The organism is Marinobacter vinifirmus, assembly GCF_002258215.1.
Classification (GTDB): Bacteria; Pseudomonadota; Gammaproteobacteria; order Pseudomonadales; family Oleiphilaceae; genus Marinobacter; species Marinobacter vinifirmus.
On sequence record NZ_NEFY01000027.1, the window covers coordinates 1 to 19204 of the forward strand.

Sequence of the window (19204 nt, forward strand, 5' to 3'; positions counted from 1 at the left end):
CGTCAGCGGTGTCTGTCAGATACGAAAAGCGTACCCCGTTTGTATAGCCGCGATCGGTTCCGGTAAGCAGGTCGTTATCCCAGGACAGGTTCACGACTTCAGCCTTCAGGCTGGTTGGGAAAACACTAATGACGAAAAACAGCAGGAGGGCACATCCGCAGCGACAACTCAAATCCAGTCTCTCCGGTTGATACAAGAGTTAACAAGCATGGCCTATGTCGAGTCATACCGTTACAACGGCCACTCAATCAGATGTGCAGACTAAGTCGCTTTCCCTCGCTTTTCTAGCTCCCTCCCATCGACGCAGTCAGCTCTTCCGGATTAACGTGCCGCCGGACGAGATAAGAACACCCGATTACTTGGAAAAGTTCAGCTGTAGTCAATCGACCTGACAGATACTGGCTCTTTAACTATTGGTAGTCTGAACTCTACACTAATCGCCCCGAGTGTCAGCTATGTGGTTGCCGAATCCCCCCCGTTACTCTTGATAACCTCTGATGCGGCCAACCCTTGACTGTTAACGAGAGCCGATGGGTGATACTCTCTCGCAAAATATAGCTTTCTACAGGCGGACTCTCGGACTACCCCGCTCGACAATTGTCCAATTTCGGACAGTTAAAACCAGACATTTTTTCTGAGCTTGGAGTTCGCATAGTAAACTGTGAACTGGAAAATAAGCAGTTGGAGCAGCGGTCATTCTGTCCAGTTAAAGCCATCTCTAACCTGACAAGTGTGTGCCCAAACTTGGGATAAATCGTGTAACTAGCGGTGTTAAAAGAACTTTTCGCGAGCTTCCGCCCGACCTGCAAGTTACTGACGAACAACGATTTAGACCCACCGACCTCACTCCAAACCGCCCCCAATCGGCGCCCTCCGGAGGCAGAGGTCAGAGGTCAGAGGTCAGAGGTCAGAGGTCAGAGGTCAGAGGTTAGAATCCTCTCGGGCGCGCCATATTTTTCAAGGGCTTACGTGAAAACGTAGGCCCTTTTTATTTGGCTGTGTCCAAATTGTGTCCATGGTGTGTCCACGGTTTCTAGGACATTTTTTCCGGCCATGGAATTTTGACCTTTGCACTGAAACCGAAAACTCCGAAGATGGACACAAAAACTGCCAGAAAATATCCTCATGTGTGTCTGTTGCATATTCCGGCCCATCGTGACCGCCCATTCCGTTTGAACGTGACCGCCTGTTCCGGTTGATCGTGACCGCTCATTCCGTTCTATCGTGACCAATTTCGGGTCGTTTTCCGGAATCGCCGGTCACGATGCCGGAACCACCGGTCACGTTCCTCCGGAATCACTGCCAACGCGCTGGAATTCTTCAACTTTATCCGGCATACCCGTTCCTTTTTTATCACGAGGAAGGGCAAATGCCGGCAGCGAGGATTTCCATGCGACAAATCATCGAGGTCTTGCGCCTCAAGTACGAAGCGGGCCTGAGCCATGAGCGCATTGCCCGTGCCTGCGGCCTCTCCAAGGGCGTGGTCGGTAACTACGTCAGCCTGGCCACCGCGCAGGGCATCACCTGGCCGTTGCCGGAAGGCACAGACGAGGCCAGGCTCGAAGCCCGGCTGTTCCCGGCCAAGACGCCGCCTTCACGCTTTGCCGAGCCCGACTACTTCCAGGTCCATCAGGAGCTGAAGACCAAGGGCGTCACCCTGCAACTGCTCTGGGCCGAATATGTGGAACGCCACGGCGATAAGGCCCTCCGGTACAGCCAGTTCTGCCACCACTACCGGCTCTGGCGCGTCCAGTTACACCTTCGCCGAGGCCACCTGGTGCCAGTCCCTGCCGGACTGGGTCGCCTCTCACCAGCGGATGCTGGCGTTCTATGGTGGCGTGCCGGAACTGCTGGTTCCGCACAACCTCAAGGCAGTGGTCACCAAGGCAGACCGATACACGCCCCAGATCAACGAGACCTACGCGGAGCTGGCCGCCCATTACCAGACGGCGGTCTTACCAGCACGCCCCTACAAGCCCAAAGACAAGGCAAAGGCCGAAGCCGCTGTGCTGCTGGTTGAACGCTGGATCCTGGCCCGGTTGCGGCACCGAACGTTCTTCTCACTGGCTGAACTGAACTCGGCGATTGCAGACCTGCTACCAGCACTGAACCAGCGCCCGTTCCAGGGGCGCTCCGAGAGTCGCCAGAGCCTGTTCGAAGCACTTGATCGACCCGCACTCAGGCCACTGCCGGCAACGCCCTACGTCTATGCCGAGTGGCGCAAGGCACGACCAGGCATCGACTACCACATCGAGATCGACAAACGCTTGTACAGCGTGCCTCACGCCCTGGTGGGGGTGAAGCTGGATGTTCGGGTTACCGATACGTCTGTTGAGGTCATGCACAAAGGCCAGCGGGTGGCCCTGCACCCTCGGCATGGCAAGGGCCGCTTCGTCACCCTGACCGAGCACATGCCCAAGTCCCATCAGGCCCATCAGAACTGGTCGCCCGGGCGGTTCCTGAACTGGGCCACTGACATCGGTCCCGCCACGCTCGACGTGGTACAGCGACAGCTCAAGGATCGTCCGCATCCCGAGCATGGCTACCGGGCCTGCCTGGGGCTGTTGAACCTGAGTCGACGCTACAGCCGTGACCGCTTGGAGCAGGCCTGTAGCCGAGCACTGGCCATCAACTCGGCAAGCTACCAGAGCATCAGCTCGATCCTGAAGCAGGGTCTGGATCAGCTGCCTCTGCCACTGAACGAGGAAGAACCGGAACTGGCCGATCTGCCCGTTCACACCAACGTTCGCGGGTCCCGCTACTACCACTGATACCGGAGAAACTGATGTTGACTCAAAACACCCTCGACACCCTGCGCCAGCTCAAGCTGACAGGCATGTGCGATGCCTTGGAACAACAACGGGCACAGCCCGACACCCACGACCTGGCGTTCGAGGAACGCCTGGCCTTACTGATCGACCGGGAGGTGCTGCACCGGGAAAACCGCCGATTAGAGCGGCTGCTGAAGGCAGCCCGGTTGCGAGTGCCTGCCTGCGTGGAAGACATCGATTACCGCCATCCACGGGGGGCTGGAACGCTCCCGCATGGCGGGCCTGGCCAGCTGTGACTGGATCCGCCAATCCCTGAACCTGTGCATCACCGGACCAACCGGTTGCGGCAAGACCTGGCTGGCGTGCGCCCTGGGCAACCAGGCCTGCCGGCAGGGGCTGTCGGTGCGTTACCTGCGGGTGCCGCGCCTGTTCGATCAGGTGCGCATCGCCCACGGCGATGGCAGCTACGCACGACTGATGAACCAGTTGCTGAAGACGGATCTGCTGATCCTGGACGACTGGGGCATGCAGAAGGTGACCGCACAACAACGCCAGGACCTGATGGAAGTAATCGAAGACCGGCACGGGCGAGGCTCAACGCTCATCGCCAGCCAGTTACCAACCGAACACTGGCACGACTACATCGGCTCCGCCACGCTCGCCGACGCCATCCTGGATCGGCTCCTACACGGCGCTCACCGACTCAATCTGAAGGGGGAATCACTGCGAAAAGCGACAGCACAAAATACGGAATCGGTTGACCCATCGTGACCACTCAGAGTGCAAAACCGACTCCAGCGTGATGGCCGTGTGCAAATCGGTCACGATCCCCGGAATGACCGGTCACGTTCGCCGGAATACGCAGGAGGATGGCACAAACCGCTGTTCGACTGTTTTACGTTACCGGCTTTGGCTGTTACTTGGAAAAAGGAGGCCGGTGACACTAACCCAATTTGGTTTACAACGTCTCTGATTTACTTCAACCTCACTCCTCGAAAATCATGCCAGCATTGGTTGACCGTAGTTAACCCCATTACCCTCTGCGAATAGGCAAACATTCCGCGCCGAGAGGTAAACAAAGGTAGGATAGGCAGGTGTTTCATCAGCAACGAATCTGCCTCACGGTAGAGCGACCTCCTGCTTGACGCTTCGATTGTATTTCGTGCTCGGTCCAATAGAACATCCACCCCTGTATCATTGTTGTACCCAGCATTGAAGCCAACAGGCGATTGGTTGGAGCCATGAAGCACTTGGGCCAGCCAAAGATCGGATGACATGCCCCAACTCATCTCTGTAAAAGCAACACCCACGGGAGCACCCTCACGCCATTGATTGCAGTACGTGACCCAGTCTTTGTGGAAAGTTATCTCTAACTGGATGCCTACTCTTTCCAAGTCTTGGGCCAACCGCTTGTATATTGCACTCGGGTCGAGCTGTGCAGAACCCGCTTGGGCTGCCTCCACTTTAAGCACTAGCCCATCAGAAAAACCCGCATCTGCCAAGAGCTTTATGGCTAACTCTGGATCATACGAATAGAAGTCTGGCGCGAACTCATCATACGACGGAGCTCCAGGTGGAATTGCACTGACTGCGGGCATAGCAGCACCGGGAAAGAGGTCCGCACACAGCGCCTGGCGATCGATAGCATGTGCTATTGCATGCCGTACACGCAAGTCTGATATCTGTGGGTCTCTCTGGTTAAACACTAGATACCAGAGGTAAGGTGGTGCAAACTCCGGTACGTTAAAGCCCTGCGCAGACAAACTGTCCAAATCTGCCCCCTCCAGACTATACGCAAAGTCCACCCGTCCTTCGATTAGCGCTCTTACTCGATCGTCACGATCAGGAAAAGGCAAAAACTGAATAGCCTCAATCTGAGGACAACCATACCAATAATCTTCGTTTCGACGCAGTTCTACAGCAGAACCATACGCGGTTTCAAATCGACGATAGAACTGAAATGGGCCAGTCCCTGGTGCTCTATCAGCACACTCATCAGGACCATATTTCCGAATTGCTTCAGGACTAATCAATGACTGTGATCCCGGAGCGTCCTCTTGTGTCATATACCGGAGAAACTCCGGATTTGGCTCGGAAAGGCTAAGCTCAACCGTCATCTCATCAAGTGCTCTAACTCTATCGATCAGTCCAACTCCAGAGCGGTTCAAGTCCGCGGCCACAGGTGAGAAAAAAGGTGAATCCGGACAGCATAAGCGCTCGTAGTTGATAACCACAGCTTCTGCGTTTAGTGGAGCACCATCATGAAAATTCACGCCGTCCCTTATTTTGAAAACATAGGTACGAAAATCTTCTGATATCTCACATTCGACTGCGAGCCTTGGGATAACATCTGTCGGGTCATTGAAATTAGCGGGAGCGGAATCAAAATCGTCTTCGAATAGGCTTTCATGGGTCTGCTGCACTACTCGACCCGTATTCCACCCCCCGAACGATCTGGGGGGATCAATCTCATCTACCGACCAATCAAGAGCAACCCTCAGGATCTTGTCTTCTTGCATATGCTTTTCCTAATTGAAATTTATTTAAGTGGCAAATAACCGACTATGATCTCGGGCATGGCGCATTGACGCGATCTCTAAACCTGCTGCGGCACCACATTCCATCTCACCGATCCCCGTGCCAAGAGATATCCCCGCAGACCCAATAATCTCAGGGGCAAGAACGACCAACATCGCTTGAGCTGCAGACGCAGGAATCACGTCCAAACGAACGGCAGCTGACAGGATCATCGTGACGACGCCTCGTAACTCCATAAGCACAGCATCTTCCCTGCTTATTCCCATTGCAGCTGCAACGGCTCCAGATACTACTGATACATGGCCTGGGGTTTTTTTGTCCGCGACTTCCTGGACAAATTTTACGAGCGTAGAGTTAGCGTGGAAAGCGGGTGCCAACGAAGCTAGCCTGCTACCGCAACGACGAGAAGCCGCTTGTGATGAAGCTGTCAGCTTGAGGAGGTCTAGCCGGGCATCTATCTCAAGCAAACCGCTAAGAAGGCCAGCTCCAAGCGCGTCATGGGCCAACGCGGCAGCTGCACCATCAGCTCGTGCAACCCCGTGAGTCAGAGCCGACGTAATCATGCTTTGCAGATCTTGTGGCGTTTCGACTCGCCCATCTCTGAACAAGCGCTCAAGACCAAATGCATGTGCATGCCTCCCAATCGGCAATGCTGAATCGGAAAGCTGCATCAGTGCCAATACAGAGCTAGCGTGAGTATCGAAGGTACAGTTAGTCATGGAGGTGACGATGGGAACCATGGTCTGAGACGGTCGCGCCACTCGGGGGCGCGTCAGCAGCAAAAGCTCGCTCCTCAAACCGAATCTGGATATTCCGGAAGCCTAGTGCACGAACTGGCCGTGCGGTTAGGTCTGGTGTGTCAGTTACGGGTACCAGAATTTCATCATTGCGGAATTCAGCAGGGGTATGCCGATTACCTAGTGCATGACCAATCTGAAAGGCCTGTGAAGGTTCTAACTCGCTCAAGGCGACGACCATCACTAACTCAGGTCGCCGGGCAACAACTAGAATTCGTCTAGTGTCATCGTGGACTACAGCCCCATCAAAGAGCCAATCTGGTCTGGGGAAATCTATCCCGACTTGCTCTCCATTTTCACTAACCGCACGCAATCGGCGACGTCCTGCGTCTGCGGCTGTGATCCAGATTTTATCTCTAGCTCTTCCGTTAAAAGCCCTGTCATCGTAACGACCTAGAATTTCGTGTATTAGCAACATTGTTCTTCTACTTCCTTAATGTTGGTGCCGGGCGACCTCGAACATGATGTCGGGCGATAGCCCACACGCTCTGCATAGCATTTCGTAAAGCCGGAGCATCGTCGGCGAGAAAACGGACGATGGCGCCGCAACCGGAAGCGAGAGCTGCAGCCCCGCCATAGACCATTTTTAATTCCCCAAGCCGTGCATTAATTTTCGTGGCCAGCTCTTCTTGATCGTTTTTCTGGCTCAAGATCACGAGAGAGCCAATATATCCGGCTTGCCCCAACGCTCCTATTAACGCCGGGCTCGCTTCGCCCGGCCTAAACGTCGACGCGTCGACCAATACCGGCTGACCGTTAAAACTTGCCTCAAGGCGTAACGAGACCGCGTCATAGACGTATTCCTCACCGCGGGCAACCCTACCAGGAGCAATGCTTTCACCCAAAATTGCCTCTGCGCCCTCCGCCAGGTCAATGTGAGTTTCCTGCCGGTACACAGCCTTGGGGTGCGCGATAATCATGTCCGGAATCGATTCGATAAACGCCCCTCGGCCCAGCTTGATGTGTGTTGTCTGAGCAGCCAATCCATTGCCTTGAATACGAGTTGCGGAGGGCGTTGAGATGCAAACTGAGACATCGTCCTCAAGATGCAAATCGGTACGAAGCCGGTCCCCCCCAAAAACCGACCCCGCTGCATTCTGGGTGTAGATCAAGGCGCCAGATTCAGAGTCAAATGGAAGCACTCCCGTGGTAGTCATCGGATACCGCTGCCTACGCTCCACTAGTCTAGTACGGCCGTATTTGTCGGTGCGAAAACGCAGCGCCAGCAGACCGTCGTTCATCCGGTCAGCTTTCCGAAAAGCGCACTTCGTTTAATTTCCTCAAACACTGCCTTTACTCCCAGGCCACTGCGGAGGTCGGTGAAAAGAGATGCTCTATCTGGGCGCGCTAACGAGACGTCGCCTGTGATCCGTTCCAAATCGGCATCTACATGCGGAGCTAGATCTATCTTGTTGACCACCAGCAAATCTGCTCTCAACACACCCAAACCTCGCTTTCGGGGAATATCATCTCCGCCAGATACATCTATGACAAAAGCCCACCAGTCCACAAGCTCACTAGAGAAAGTGGCAGCTAAGTTATCCCCTCCGCTCTCGATGAGAATGACGTCAGGCTGAAAGCGTCGCTCTAACCGTTCCGCTGCTTCAAGGTTTACAGATGGGTCTTCACGGATGGCAGTGTGAGGACAGGCCCCGCTTTCGACACCTAGAACTCTCTCGGGATCGATTAAGCCCGAACGCTTGACCCGCTCAGCATCCTCATCTGTAACAAGATCGTTTGTTATCACTGCGACAGAGATAGATTCCTCACTAAACAAAGGGAGCAAGCGTTCCACTAACCGCGTTTTTCCACTACCAACTGGGCCTCCGAACCCTAAACGAACCGCTGCCATAGCCTAGACTCCTTACTTAAGCATGTATGATTGTCCCAGCGTCACCCGAGTTAAAGGTGTGCTGATGAGTGGCTGACCATCGATTCGTACTTGAAAAGACTCTGCGTCAACATCGATGTTCGGCACTAGATCATTCAGCAACATATCGCTTTTTCTGGTCCCTCGTGTGTCAGCTACGGGTACCATGGCGGACTTGAGATCTAGTCGACGAGCAATGCCTGAAGTGATCGCGGCTGGAGAGACGAAGCGCACACCCAAAGCCTGAGGTGCCCGCCCGAAATAGCCCCACATAGGTCTGTAACGAAGTGGCTCACAGCTCATCAGCGATGCGTTGGCCTCACCCAACGGCGCCCACACAGGAAAGCCAGATTTCATAATGAGTTCCGGCTTGGCTCCAAAGTATTCCGGTTTCCAAAACACGAGATCGGCCAATTTCCCTACCTCTAGCGAACCAACTTCAGCATCAATGCCAAACATTCGTGCTGGGTTGATCGTATATTTTGCAAGATACCGACGAATTCTGAAGTTATCTGCTCCACTACCGCGGTCTTCCGGTAACGTCCCCCGAAGCTCTCTCATATGATCGGCAAGTTGCCAGCACCGCGTAATAGTCTCTCCGATTCTCCCCATTCCTTGGCTATCTGATCCGATCGCGCTTATGGCGCCAATGTCATGCAAGACATCCTCGGCCCCAATAGTTTCTTTACGGATTCGGCTCTCCGCAAATGCAACATCTTCGGGCAGCCGAGGATTAAGGTGGTGGCTCGTCATGGCCATATCGAAGTGTTCATCGAAGGTGTTTATGGTGAACGGGTTCGTCGGGTTGGTCGATGAAGGCAAAATGTTGGCTTTTCCGCACATTCGGATGATGTCTGGCGCGTGGCCGCCACCAGCACCCTCTACATGGTATGCATGGATGCCACGTCCGGCGATGGCACGCATTGTGTGTTCGACGAATCCGGACTCATTAAGCGTATCGGTATGCAGCTGAATTTGGCCCCCACCGATCTCGGCAGCCTTGAGAGCAGCATCAATCACCGCAGGAGTCGCGCCCCAGTCCTCGTGAATTTTTAACCCCGCTGCGCCGGCGGCTAACTGTTCTAGTAAAGGCTCAACTGTGTGGGAAGCGGCCTTTGCAATAAATCCGAAGTTGACAGGGAAGGCTTCTGCTGCCTGCAACATGTGCCCCAAATTTGTCGTTCCAGTTGAGGCTATAGGAACAGTAGTCGGGCCGAGACCGCCTCCCATCAATGTTGTGAAGCCAGCCGAAAGCGCTTCCTCTACTTGCCCCGGGTCGATGAAATGAACATGACAGTCGATCGCTCCTGCAGTGACGATTAACCCCTCAGCCGCTCGAACATCTGTGTTAACTCCCACGATAAGGCCAGCAGTCACGCCGTCCATTATGTTTGGATCACCTGCTTTACCTATGCCAGCAATCCGGCCATTCTTGATGCCAATGTCCGCTTTAATGACGCCAAGAACTGTATCGATGATCAAAGCGTTTGTGATGACGAGGTCAAGCACGCCATCAGCCGCAGTTAAAACACCATCGCATCCAGTGCCGCACCTCATGGTTTTACCTGCACCGAACACTAGCTCGTCACCACCAACACAGCTGTCGTGCTCCACTTTTGCCCATAAACCTGTGTCACCCAACCGAACAGAATCCCCTACAGTAGGCCCATAAAGCTGTACGTACCTCGAACGTTCGATTGAATGAGCCATACACTACTCCTGCAAGAAAACTGATAGTCGGGATTTGGCGGCGGAATAGACGTTTGGGTCGTCCAGAGAGCCATTAACCAAACCGGCAAGGCCGTTCACAATTCTGGCTCCGCCAATTGCCACTAGGTCGACCTCCCGCAGGTCCCCTGGCTCAAAGCGCAGTGTTGTTCCAGCAGGGATATCGAGGCGAAATCCGTATGCGGCCGTACGATCGAAATATAGCGCTGGGTTGACTTCGAAGAAGTGATAATGCGAACCAATTTGGATGGGCCGGTCAGCTTTGCTTTGGACCCTTAAGCTCGTCGTATCGCGCCTGCTGTTTACCTCTACTGGTCCTTCGCCAAGCTTCCATCGCGGGTTGAGGGGTACCAAAAGATCCGACGTTCCCGGCCCGATCGGAGCATGGACGCAAACGAGCTTCTGCCCATCTGGAAAAAATGCCTCAACCATAACGACGTCGATCCGCTCAGCAACGCCCGGCATCACATCATCTTCGGTTAACAGGCTTGCTCCTAAGGAAACCATGTCAGAAACGGTTCCCCCTTCACGCGCACCTTCACAGATGGCGTCGGCGATCATAGCCCGGGCTTCAGGCTCACTGACGGGAAGTCCTTTTTTATGACGAGACCTCGCAAGCTCTGCTGCCTGGTGTAACAGAAGCCGATCAATTTCGCGCGGAAAAAGCCGCATTACTTACCTCCTACCGATTGCGCATGATCTGTTCACTACTGACCTTTGCACTTGAAATGGACGATCGACACCCGCGCCTATTTAGACCGCTAGATGAGCCGACAATTGATCACTTGTTACTTGGCTGTCTACTACCCCTTGTTCAACTATCTCGCCGAGCTTCAGGATCATGAAGCGGTTCGCAATGCTTAAAGCAAAGTCCAAGTGCTGTTCCACGAGCAGTACGGAAATACCTAAGTCATCACGTGCCCTGACCAATACTTCTGCCATACGGTCAACCATTGCAGGTTGGAGGCCTTCTGTTATCTCATCGATAAGCATCAATCTCGGGTGTGAAATTAGGCCCCGGCACATCAACAACATCTTTTGCTCACCCCCAGAAAGAGTGCCGGCCCGCTGTTTCATCCGTTCAAGAATACGAGGGAAAAGTGGCTCGATTGCAGGAAGGCGTTGCCTGAAGAGCCGGTCCGAATTGACCCCAAGCCGTAAGTTATCTTCGACTGATAAATCGGGGAATAGGGTGTTTTCCTGTGGAATATGAGCAACACCAGACCGCGCCATAGTATGCGGGGGGGCCTTGGTAACGTTCTTATCCCTTAAGATAACTTGCCCACCGAAAGGACTGACAAAACCCATAATAGTCTTGAGAAGAGTAGACTTGCCCATACCGTTCTTTCCCAAAACCGCCAAGATCTCACCTTGTTTTATATCCAGCGAGACGTCCCTTACCACGGAAGCTGAACCGTACCCACTGGTAAGATCGCTGAGCGTTAGGATCGCATCGCTCATGCCACTTCCTCCTCTTTGTGGCCCGCGTACACGGCCTTTACCAAGTCAGATGCGACGACTTCTTCTACAGTACCCTCCATCAGGATGGCCCCTTGATGAAGAACGACTACGCGGTCACTAATCGCTCTAACAAAGTCGAGGTCATGTTCGATAAGAACGATGCAAAGACCGAATTCCCGAGTGAGTTTTGTCAGAACGCTACCTATAGCCATGCGCTCCGGTCTTGTTAGCCCTGCCGTAGGCTCATCGAGCAGAAGTACTGACGGTTCAGTTGCCAAGACCATCGCGAGCTCCAAGCCACGTTTCATTCCATGGGAGAGATTCTGAGTTTGCTCGGAAAGCTTTTTGTCTAGGCCTGTTGCTTGCAGAATATCCAGAGAGGGCTGAGGTAGGGCGATGGTGTCGCTACGACTGAAGAGACTAGTGCCGTCAATCCGGTAACGGGCCAGCTTAAGGCATTCCGAGACGGTTAATGTCTCGAATAGATTGGTGTTCTGAAAACTTCTGCCTACGCCCAAACCTACTACTTGCTGAGGTGAACTGCTCGCTATCTCAACATTGTTAATGTAAAGCGTCCCGGTCGTTCTTTCTTTTCCGTCGCTGATGCAGCGCATTAGCGTTGTCTTCCCCGCACCATTGGGGCCGATAACACCCAGCAGCTCTGTACCCTTTCCGACGAGGTTCACGCCACTTAGAACTTCCAAACTCCCGTAACGACGGGAGAGCCCTTCTATCCTTAAGGGTGGAGCATCTCCGAAAGATCCCTGTAGCATTCTCGTTGCAGACGCTTTAACGATGTTGGCCTCAAAAGGAATGGCATGTCGTTGCGGCCGGAGGCGATTCCAGAGGCCGCTGATAAGAGGTGCGAGGCCGCGGGGTAACGCGACTATAACCCCTACGAAGGCTATGCCGGTGAGCAACTTCCAAATAAAGGGCATCGCCCCTGAAAGCCAGGAAGACATGGTATCAATGCCGATGGCTGCGAAAACCGGGCCAAGCAGTGTCGCTCTCCCTCCTAAGGCAGTCCAGATCAAAAGCTCAGTACCAAGCTGAAAGCCCGCCAACTCTGGCGCAACAACATTTGAGAAAGCCGCGTATGCAAATCCGGCGACTGAAGCCACCATTGCCGCAAACACCATTAGCATCGTTTTGATGCGGGACACAGGGATACCCAAGTATGCGCTGCGGTCTTCGTTCTCACGAATAGCTACAAGTACACGACCGAAATCGCTACGAACCAGCAGCCATCCTGCGGTTGTGGTTGATACAAGAAAACTCCCAGCTATCCAGAACCAAACTTCCAGGCTCCAAAAGTACGTTGGAAAACCCGAAAGTCCACTAGAGGATCCAGTGTAGCTACCGCCCGAATATATTACCTGCGTAAGAACAATAGGTAATGCAAGCGTTATAATAGAAGCATAAATAGGTGACGATCCGTGGAAGAAAGCCAACCATCCAGTCCCAGCTGCCACGATTGCCGCTGAACCCAATGCCAGAGCTAGGCCACCAAGAGCCCAGCCAGGCCCAAATCCGTAGTGCGTGAATACAAGGCCACATGCATACGCCCCTATCCCAAAAAAAGCAGATTGGCCGAACGTCAGAATACCTGTATATCCCCAGAGTATGTCCACCGTCATAACCACGGCGGCAAGGAGCAATGTTCTGATGAGTACATTGGTAAAATAGGTGTCAAGAAAGAAAGGCGCGACCGCTACTGCACATAGTCCAACCAGACAACCAACAAGAGCAGTACGATGAGTACGAGATAGCGTAATTTCTGATTTAGGCACGACTAAACCCCTTCGGATTTAAGCGGAGAATCATTGCTGCAAGAACCACAATTGTCATACCTCCGAGAATAGGGCTGATAAATGTACTGATGAGCACTTGAGTTCCCCCCAAAATTAGTGAGGCAAGCAGGAGGCTTGGGAAAGAGACTCCCGATATCAGCACCAGCATGAAGCTGTTCACTAGCCAAGGTAGTCCCATATTAGGATCAACCGAGAGTAACGGTGTTATCAGGGCGCCAGCAGCGCAAGCTAATCCCGAGCCTAACCCAAAAGTGATGGCGCGGACCCTGGTGCTATCAATGCCCAAACCGCGGGCGAGATCCTCATTGACAATCACAGCCCGAGCATTGAGGCCAAAACGTGTCAGACTAAGTAATCCTATTAAGGCAATTGCGAGCAGTACGGCGATAACGCTAACTGCTAATCGGTACGCGGAATATTCAATCCCGAGAACCTCAATAGTTCCCGATAATGGGGATGGGGCAAACTGAACGCCGCGTCCAAAGGTCAGCGCAAATATCTGACTAATTACAATACCTAGCCCCCAAGTGGCGAGGATGGCATCAAGCGGTCGGCTATAAAGTGGCCTTATGATGGTGCGTTCGACAACCAATCCAAAAGCAACTCCAACGATCCCGGCGAGTGGCACGGAAAACCATGGGCTTATACCCGCAGCACCAGTTAGATAAGCAGCATATCCGCCGGCAGTAAGAAACGCGCCGTGGGCGAAGTTCAAAAGCTTCATTACCCCAAGGATGATCATAAGTCCGCTTGCGACTACAAATAGAATTCCGGCTGTCGTCAGAATGTCGAAGGTGACGCTACCCACATTGAACCTCTTACCAGTAGAGGGCGCGGATCTAAATATATAAGACCGCGCGCCACAAGCTAATTAGTCGGCGAATTGCGGGCACTGTTCGCCCGGGTCAACGTTCTTAAAAGACTTCACGACCTCGACGGAACCATCGCTTGCCACTTTACCAAGGTACATAGTTAGGGCGGCATGCCGTTGTTTATCCATCTTTATTGCCCCTCTTGGACCCTCGACAGTTACCTCGGAGAGGGCGTCTATGACTGCGGATGGTTCAGTAGATCCAGCCTTCTCGACAGCGGCAGCGTATGCGTATATCCCGTCGTACTGAGGAACAGACAGCTCATTAGGTGTCTCCGCATCATCGCCAAACTTATCCTTTATAGCTTGAAGAAACTCTCTGTTGGCTGGTGTGTCCAAGCTTGATATATAAGACGCTGCTAAATAGACTCCTTCCGCGTTCCCGCCCATGCTTTTTGCAGTGCCCTCGTCGATCGCATAGTTCCCGTATGGAATATCCACTCCTGCTGACCGGAGCTGCCGCGTGAGTGTCACATTAGGAGCACCACCCGATGTAGAAGTAATCAATGCATCAGGATTTGCCGAACGCAACTGCGAAATGATTGCTGTCCAATCGGAGCCTTCGATGGGCAGATAGGATTCACCGACGACGGTTCCCCCTTTGCTCTCCACATACTCACGCGTAAATTTAAGCATTCCCCGACCGAAGGCATAGTCACTGCCAATCAGGAAAAACTTTTTAGCGTCATATTCAGACATAAACTGATCTACGATAGGTTCTACCTGTTGCTCCGGAACCCAGGCATTTATATACATCCATGGCGAGCAGGAACGACCCTCATAGAAGGATGTATAGATGAGAGGAACTCTGCCACGGTTTACAATTGGCAGGCCTGCATTTCGAGCCGCCGTAGTCTCCATTGCGACAATGCCGTCAACTTCTTTTTGAAATACTAAACTATCATATGCTCGCTGGGCGCCTTGGGCCCCCGAGGCATCATCAGCAATTTCTAACTGCAAAGGCCGACCCAAGACTCCTCCTTTGGCGTTAATCTCTTCTACAGCCAATTCAGATGCCTGTACCACGGACGGTGCAACAACGCTATTGGCCCCGCTTAGCCCCACAGGAATGCCAATCTTAATTGGTTCCGCTGCGTAAGCAGACATTCCAAGACAGCATGCTATCCCCACCAATACTTTTTTTAATTTCATAACTTTCGCCCTATGAATTATGATCAATTAATTATAAGAAATATTACAATTCACTAAACGTCGAGTACACGTCTGCTCTCCTGTCATCCAATAAATTATTATACTTATTTAAGTTTCGACTACGCCTCGCCAATCCCAAGTCAACAGTTCCAATTATTACTTCCTCTCTGTCACCACTAGCAGGACCAACTATAGGCCACCCAGTGTGGTCAATTATCAGGCTATGACCTACGAACCTCTGCCCTCGTTCAACTCCAACCCTATCCGCACAGGCAATAACGAGACCGTTACTGTGCGCTGCTGCTTGATGCAAAATGGTAGAAATGGGTATCCCATTCGATTCTTGACTAGAAATTGGCACCCAGTTAGTAGGAATACAGACTAAATCTGCACCCTGCATCGCAGCGATCCTGAATATTTCTGGAAACCAGCCGTCATAGCAGATAGCTACACTTATCCTTCCATATGGGGTATCAAATACAGGAGCTCCGAGATTCCCTGGCTCAAAGTAAAGGGTTTCATCTCCCCAGAGGTGCAACTTCCTATAGACACCCAACACTCCAGAGGAGGTTACGATCACTGCACTGTTGTAAATATTGTTTCCATCAAGCTCTGCAATCCCGGATATAATAATTACACCTAAACGCCGTGCCACATCACTCCATGCTTTACTAGCTGGCCCGCCGGGAATAGTCTCCGCAAGCTCAAAAGCCTCAGATCGAGTGCGAAAAACATATCCAGTACTGCATAGCTCCGGTAAAACTATTACCTGAGCGCCCGAATTTGAAGCACGTTCAATTAGCTCGACGCTTTTTCCAATGTTGTAGTCAACATCACCGAATCTTGGCTCAAACTGTACACAGGCAATAGTGAGAAGTTCTTGGCAACTTAACTTCGAGCTTTCGATAGACTCCGATTTCTCATGTTTACGCATCCGACACCCTTCCCCCCGCTGAAAACAAATAAAAGAGGCATACCCGTTTCCTATCTGTTTGATCGGGCTGTTCTTCCTTACTTTGAATAGCCGACCTCGAAATCCTAAAGTGGTGCTTGCAAAGTGCGGGCCAAGTCAGAACACCCCTGTAATGGGGCCTATTGAGATCAATCCTGCAACAATGACGCACCTACTTGGTTCACGCTGGTTCGCGACCGGTAAACATTGGTGCATGGAGCATTGCGGTCTTCCTAGGCTACTCAATTGCTGTTAGAGGCGATCAAGGATAGGAAGTCACTGCCAGAGCACTCAATCAATACCGAAGGCGAGTGCAGATCAGCCGTGCATTAAGGGCAACATACAAAAAAAGGGCCCATAAGGACCCCACCACAACCGCACCGCCGGCGCGGGGAATCTCGATGCGGATGGTGCTAAATTGACTCGAGACTAACGGGTTGTCCGGCACAGGCGTTACGGCTGGCAGGCGGACCGGAACGATCCTTGTGCTCCCGGTGTTTTACCCGCCGTTCGCGCCTCGCTCATCCAGCGCCGGGCCACGTTAGGGTTGAGGCCGTTATCCAGCGAAATCCGGGAAACAGACGCCCCGGGCTTTAGACTCTCGGCGACGATACGAGCCTTCAGCTCTTTGGAGTAACGACGACGTTTTTGGTAGGACTTGGTTACGCTTATTTCGTCATGTTAAGTGTCCACTTATTTTTAAGTGGACACTTAACATGACGGCCGCAGCACCTGGCTCAAGATTTACCAGACGGTTACGAAGGAGCGGCTGTCTCAGGGGCATCTGGCCTATTTTGTTAGTGATGTCATCTCCGAATGAAACATGACTTCCGACGGCTCTCCGCGTGATTCGTAGGCAATCGTCAAAGCTTTTTTTACCAGCTCCGTATTGGGCGATAAAGACATCGCCCAGCCTACCGGTTTACGAGAGAACAAATCGATGACCACCGCCAGATAAGCCCAGCGTGCACCTGTCCAGAGTAGAGTAAGAGGCAGGGCGTAGTCGAACTATCTCCCTGCCTCTCCTCTCCGAACCGGACGTGCACCTTTCAGCGCATCCGGCTCTCCGCTTAAACGCTGGCGAAGGCCATAGCAACTTCGGGAAAGCGAGAGGTCCACGTGTTTCTGGACTCTGTCCTCAGGTAGGGATTACCCTCTGGAAGACGCCAACGGAATCGCTTTTTCCCGTGACCGACGAGTCGGTACAGGATGGCTCCACTGAATAGCCCCTGATTGGTTTTGCCATACAGCACCCAAGTCTTACTTTGACCTGAAGCCGGGGCTTTGAACCAATGACGCATCAGCGGTTTGAGCCGGGAGCGATATTTGCGGCCCAGCCAATGGGCCAGTTTCCAGAACACGACACCATCGATGTAGCTGAAGACTTTCGCTTTGTAATCGACGAACTGGTAGAACGCCGCCCAGCCTTTCAGCTTTCGGTTGATGGATTCGACCATGTCGATTTTGCTTTCACTATAATTGCCTGACAGCTTGGCGGTTAAAGATGCTGCAAAGTTACGTGCCTTATCCCGGGGGATTGTCGTCACCACCCGCATGTCGCCATAGCGGCTCCGCTTGCGGATGATGCGATGCCCCAGGAACACGAAGCCGTCATTCACATGGGTAATCTTGGTCTTATCCATGTTCAGTGTCAGCTTGAGAGTTCCTTCCAGCATCTCCCGGCATTCTTCTCTAATCGCCTCTGCCTGGGCTTTGGTGCCCTTGACGATAACCACAAAGTCATCGGCATAGCGGCAGTAGGCGACGGCTGGCTTCCATTGTCGGTTCTCTCGGATGGCTGAGCTTCGACCGATTCGGATACTGTGGTTCCAGTACCATCGATCCTTTCGGGCCTTTTTGCCGAGGTAGCGCCTATTCAGGTACTGATCGAACTCATGCAACATGATATTCGATAGCAGTGGCGATATAACACCGCCCTGAGGTACGCCCTCACTTGCTGCCCGGAAAAGACCTGCATCAATATGACCGGCTTTTATGAATCGCCAGAGAAGGTTCAGGAACCGTCGGTCCCTGATTCTGCGACGTACAGCTTTCATCAGAAGCCGGTGATGCACGGTATCAAAGTAGCTGGACAGATCCCCTTCAATGACCCAGCGTCCGCGCGTTTCCTTATTGTCCGTCAGTTGCAGTTTCACTGTACGGATCGCGTGATGAACGCTCCGCTCCGGTCGGAACCCGTAGGAGAGCGTATGGAAGTCGCTTTCCCACATGGGTTCCATCGCCATTAACATGGCCCGTTGAACGATGCGGTCGCGTAGGGTCGGGATACCCAGTGGTCGTTGCTTGCCGTTGGCCTTTGGGATATACACCCTTCGGGCCGGTAACGGCTGGTAAACATCGGAGAGTAAATCACTCCTGATCTGTTGAAGAATAGCCGGCAGCCTGTCCTGCACAGTCAGCTTGATCTCTCCGTCTATCCCGGGCGTGTCTGCCCCTTTGGAAGACAGAGTGACCCGAGCCGCTTCTGCGAGCCAGTCAGGCTGTGCTATCAGGCGCAACAACCTGTCCACCCGGCGGGTGGGGTCGGTTGTTGTCCAGGTCGCTAGCTTGCGTTGCATTTCGCTGATTATCAAAGGTCTTCACCTTGTTTGGTCAGGTAGTTTGCTTGGCAAACACGTTTAAACTGCTCCCCTTCGCCATGTAATGGGCTTTCCCCATCGCGGACTACTACGGGAGCTCCGCCAGTCAACTTGGCATCGGGGTCATGCCCCCTTGGCATCCAATATTGACCTTCCCCGGTTTACCTATCTGGACTCCAGCATGCTGAGGAGGCTGCCCATCGCACTCTTTACCCTTGCTTGCCGCAAGTTGACAGGAAGCAGCAGTCCAATCTGTGATGGATACTGCTGAACCGAAGCCCGAGCTACCAATTTGGACTTCTTCGTTTGGCAGCGCCTATGCGTCATGCTGCCCAACCTTCCCGTACGGCTTATCAGGTCACGTAAGCCGTGGTGACATTTCAACCCACAGAGTCGGATGAATGGGTTCATGTTCTTCAGCCTTTCAGCACTCAGCCTTGAGGATCATCTTGGCTTAGTGACCTCGCCTCAATCCCCGTTGTCAGCGGGTTACATCACCCTGCGGGCATACCGCAGGTCACTGCCGCTCAGGCTCACCACCCTCACAGTGGGTGGGATTGATTGGTTACTTCCTCCTGAATTACCGGTTCAATATTCCAGATAGACTCGTGGTCCATTTGAGCTTCCATGCTCGCCCTGGACTCCGGGCACAC

At 53.0% G+C, this 19204-nt stretch carries 15 protein-coding genes and 3 pseudogenes; 2 read left to right on the plus strand and 16 right to left on the minus strand.

Annotated elements, in window-relative coordinates:
* The coding region (locus B9Q17_RS18525; RefSeq protein ID WP_341864862.1) for a lipid A-modifier LpxR family protein at nucleotides 1-196 on the minus strand (196 nt) is incomplete at its 3' end.
* Nucleotides 197-1369: 1173 nt separating this feature from the next.
* Here B9Q17_RS18525 and istA point away from each other — a divergent pair.
* Together istA and istB are read left to right on the plus strand one after the other, a co-directional pair.
* Nucleotides 1370-2771: pseudogene (istA, locus tag B9Q17_RS16450) on the plus strand (IS21 family transposase).
* Between the two features lie 14 nt (nucleotides 2772-2785).
* Nucleotides 2786-3542: pseudogene (gene istB, locus B9Q17_RS16455) on the plus strand (IS21-like element helper ATPase IstB).
* Nucleotides 3543-3745: 203 nt separating this feature from the next.
* Here the strand turns inward: istB and B9Q17_RS16460 are convergent.
* From B9Q17_RS16460 to ltrA, 15 genes and pseudogenes are all read right to left on the minus strand, one after another.
* Nucleotides 3746-5290: an ABC transporter substrate-binding protein gene (locus B9Q17_RS16460; RefSeq protein ID WP_035232423.1), complete on the minus strand. Its 1545-nt coding sequence runs from the start codon at nucleotides 5288-5290 to the stop codon at nucleotides 3746-3748.
* Between the two features lie 24 nt (nucleotides 5291-5314).
* On the minus strand, nucleotides 5315-5980 hold the full coding sequence (locus B9Q17_RS16465; protein ID WP_244177419.1) for an urease accessory protein UreF: 666 nt from the start codon (nucleotides 5978-5980) through the stop codon (nucleotides 5315-5317).
* A 40-nt stretch (nucleotides 5981-6020) separates the two neighbouring features.
* Nucleotides 6021-6524, minus strand: coding sequence for an urease accessory protein UreE (locus B9Q17_RS18610; RefSeq protein ID WP_094626034.1), 504 nt, complete (start codon nucleotides 6522-6524; stop codon nucleotides 6021-6023).
* 7 nt (nucleotides 6525-6531) lie between these two features.
* The gene (locus B9Q17_RS16475) at nucleotides 6532-7347 is read right to left on the minus strand and encodes an urease accessory protein UreD (protein WP_094626035.1); all 816 of its coding nucleotides are present in this window, start codon (nucleotides 7345-7347) and stop codon (nucleotides 6532-6534) included.
* The gene (ureG, locus tag B9Q17_RS16480; RefSeq protein ID WP_035232430.1) at nucleotides 7344-7958 is read right to left on the minus strand and encodes an urease accessory protein UreG; all 615 of its coding nucleotides are present in this window, start codon (nucleotides 7956-7958) and stop codon (nucleotides 7344-7346) included. Before ureG ends, B9Q17_RS16475 begins: the two co-directional genes overlap by 4 nt.
* A gap of 12 nt (nucleotides 7959-7970) precedes the next feature.
* Nucleotides 7971-9686 carry an urease subunit alpha gene (gene ureC, locus B9Q17_RS16485; protein ID WP_094626036.1) on the minus strand — a complete coding sequence of 572 codons (1716 nt, stop codon included), beginning with the start codon at nucleotides 9684-9686 and terminating at the stop codon, nucleotides 7971-7973.
* A 3-nt stretch (nucleotides 9687-9689) separates the two neighbouring features.
* Nucleotides 9690-10376, minus strand: a complete 687-nt coding sequence (locus B9Q17_RS16490; RefSeq protein ID WP_094626037.1) for an urease subunit beta — start codon at nucleotides 10374-10376, stop codon at nucleotides 9690-9692.
* Nucleotides 10377-10457: 81 nt separating this feature from the next.
* Nucleotides 10458-11165 (minus strand): ABC transporter ATP-binding protein, encoded by a 708-nt coding sequence (locus B9Q17_RS16495; RefSeq protein ID WP_094626038.1) that lies wholly within the window; start codon nucleotides 11163-11165, stop codon nucleotides 10458-10460.
* On the minus strand, nucleotides 11162-12955 hold the full coding sequence (locus B9Q17_RS16500; protein WP_094626039.1) for a branched-chain amino acid ABC transporter ATP-binding protein/permease: 1794 nt from the start codon (nucleotides 12953-12955) through the stop codon (nucleotides 11162-11164). The genes B9Q17_RS16495 and B9Q17_RS16500 overlap by 4 nt, the downstream gene beginning before the upstream one ends.
* Nucleotides 12948-13784 (minus strand): branched-chain amino acid ABC transporter permease, encoded by an 837-nt coding sequence (locus B9Q17_RS16505; RefSeq protein WP_094626040.1) that lies wholly within the window; start codon nucleotides 13782-13784, stop codon nucleotides 12948-12950. Before B9Q17_RS16505 ends, B9Q17_RS16500 begins: the two co-directional genes overlap by 8 nt.
* Before the next feature lie 63 nt (nucleotides 13785-13847).
* The gene (locus B9Q17_RS16510; RefSeq protein ID WP_094626041.1) at nucleotides 13848-14999 is read right to left on the minus strand and encodes a substrate-binding protein; all 1152 of its coding nucleotides are present in this window, start codon (nucleotides 14997-14999) and stop codon (nucleotides 13848-13850) included.
* Nucleotides 15000-15042: 43 nt separating this feature from the next.
* The gene (locus tag B9Q17_RS16515; RefSeq protein WP_094626042.1) at nucleotides 15043-15933 is read right to left on the minus strand and encodes a nitrilase family protein; all 891 of its coding nucleotides are present in this window, start codon (nucleotides 15931-15933) and stop codon (nucleotides 15043-15045) included.
* A 471-nt stretch (nucleotides 15934-16404) separates the two neighbouring features.
* Nucleotides 16405-16623, minus strand: a complete 219-nt coding sequence (locus B9Q17_RS18615; RefSeq protein ID WP_094626043.1) for a transposase — start codon at nucleotides 16621-16623, stop codon at nucleotides 16405-16407.
* Between the two features lie 129 nt (nucleotides 16624-16752).
* A pseudogene (locus B9Q17_RS16525) lies at nucleotides 16753-16941 on the minus strand (DDE-type integrase/transposase/recombinase); the annotation flags it as partial.
* Nucleotides 16942-17021: 80 nt separating this feature from the next.
* Nucleotides 17022-18545: a group II intron reverse transcriptase/maturase gene (gene ltrA / locus B9Q17_RS16530; protein ID WP_094625972.1), complete on the minus strand. Its 1524-nt coding sequence runs from the start codon at nucleotides 18543-18545 to the stop codon at nucleotides 17022-17024.
* Nucleotides 18546-19204 lie beyond the last annotated feature (659 nt).

What these genes read in the sequence shown, in the direction of transcription:
- B9Q17_RS16460 (WP_035232423.1), bottom strand. Translation starts at nt 5,290, where the DNA reads ATGCAAGAAGACAAGATCCTGAGGGTTGCTCTTGATTGGTCGGTAGAT.
- B9Q17_RS16465 (WP_244177419.1), bottom strand. Translation starts at nt 5,980, where the DNA reads ATGCAGCTTTCCGATTCAGCATTGCCGATTGGGAGGCATGCACATGCA.
- B9Q17_RS18610 (WP_094626034.1), bottom strand. Translation starts at nt 6,524, where the DNA reads ATGTTGCTAATACACGAAATTCTAGGTCGTTACGATGACAGGGCTTTT.
- B9Q17_RS16475 (WP_094626035.1), bottom strand. Translation starts at nt 7,347, where the DNA reads ATGAACGACGGTCTGCTGGCGCTGCGTTTTCGCACCGACAAATACGGC.
- ureG (WP_035232430.1), bottom strand. Translation starts at nt 7,958, where the DNA reads ATGGCAGCGGTTCGTTTAGGGTTCGGAGGCCCAGTTGGTAGTGGAAAA.
- ureC (WP_094626036.1), bottom strand. Translation starts at nt 9,686, where the DNA reads ATGGCTCATTCAATCGAACGTTCGAGGTACGTACAGCTTTATGGGCCT.
- B9Q17_RS16490 (WP_094626037.1), bottom strand. Translation starts at nt 10,376, where the DNA reads ATGCGGCTTTTTCCGCGCGAAATTGATCGGCTTCTGTTACACCAGGCA.
- B9Q17_RS16495 (WP_094626038.1), bottom strand. Translation starts at nt 11,165, where the DNA reads ATGAGCGATGCGATCCTAACGCTCAGCGATCTTACCAGTGGGTACGGT.
- B9Q17_RS16510 (WP_094626041.1), bottom strand. Translation starts at nt 14,999, where the DNA reads ATGAAATTAAAAAAAGTATTGGTGGGGATAGCATGCTGTCTTGGAATG.
- B9Q17_RS16515 (WP_094626042.1), bottom strand. Translation starts at nt 15,933, where the DNA reads ATGCGTAAACATGAGAAATCGGAGTCTATCGAAAGCTCGAAGTTAAGT.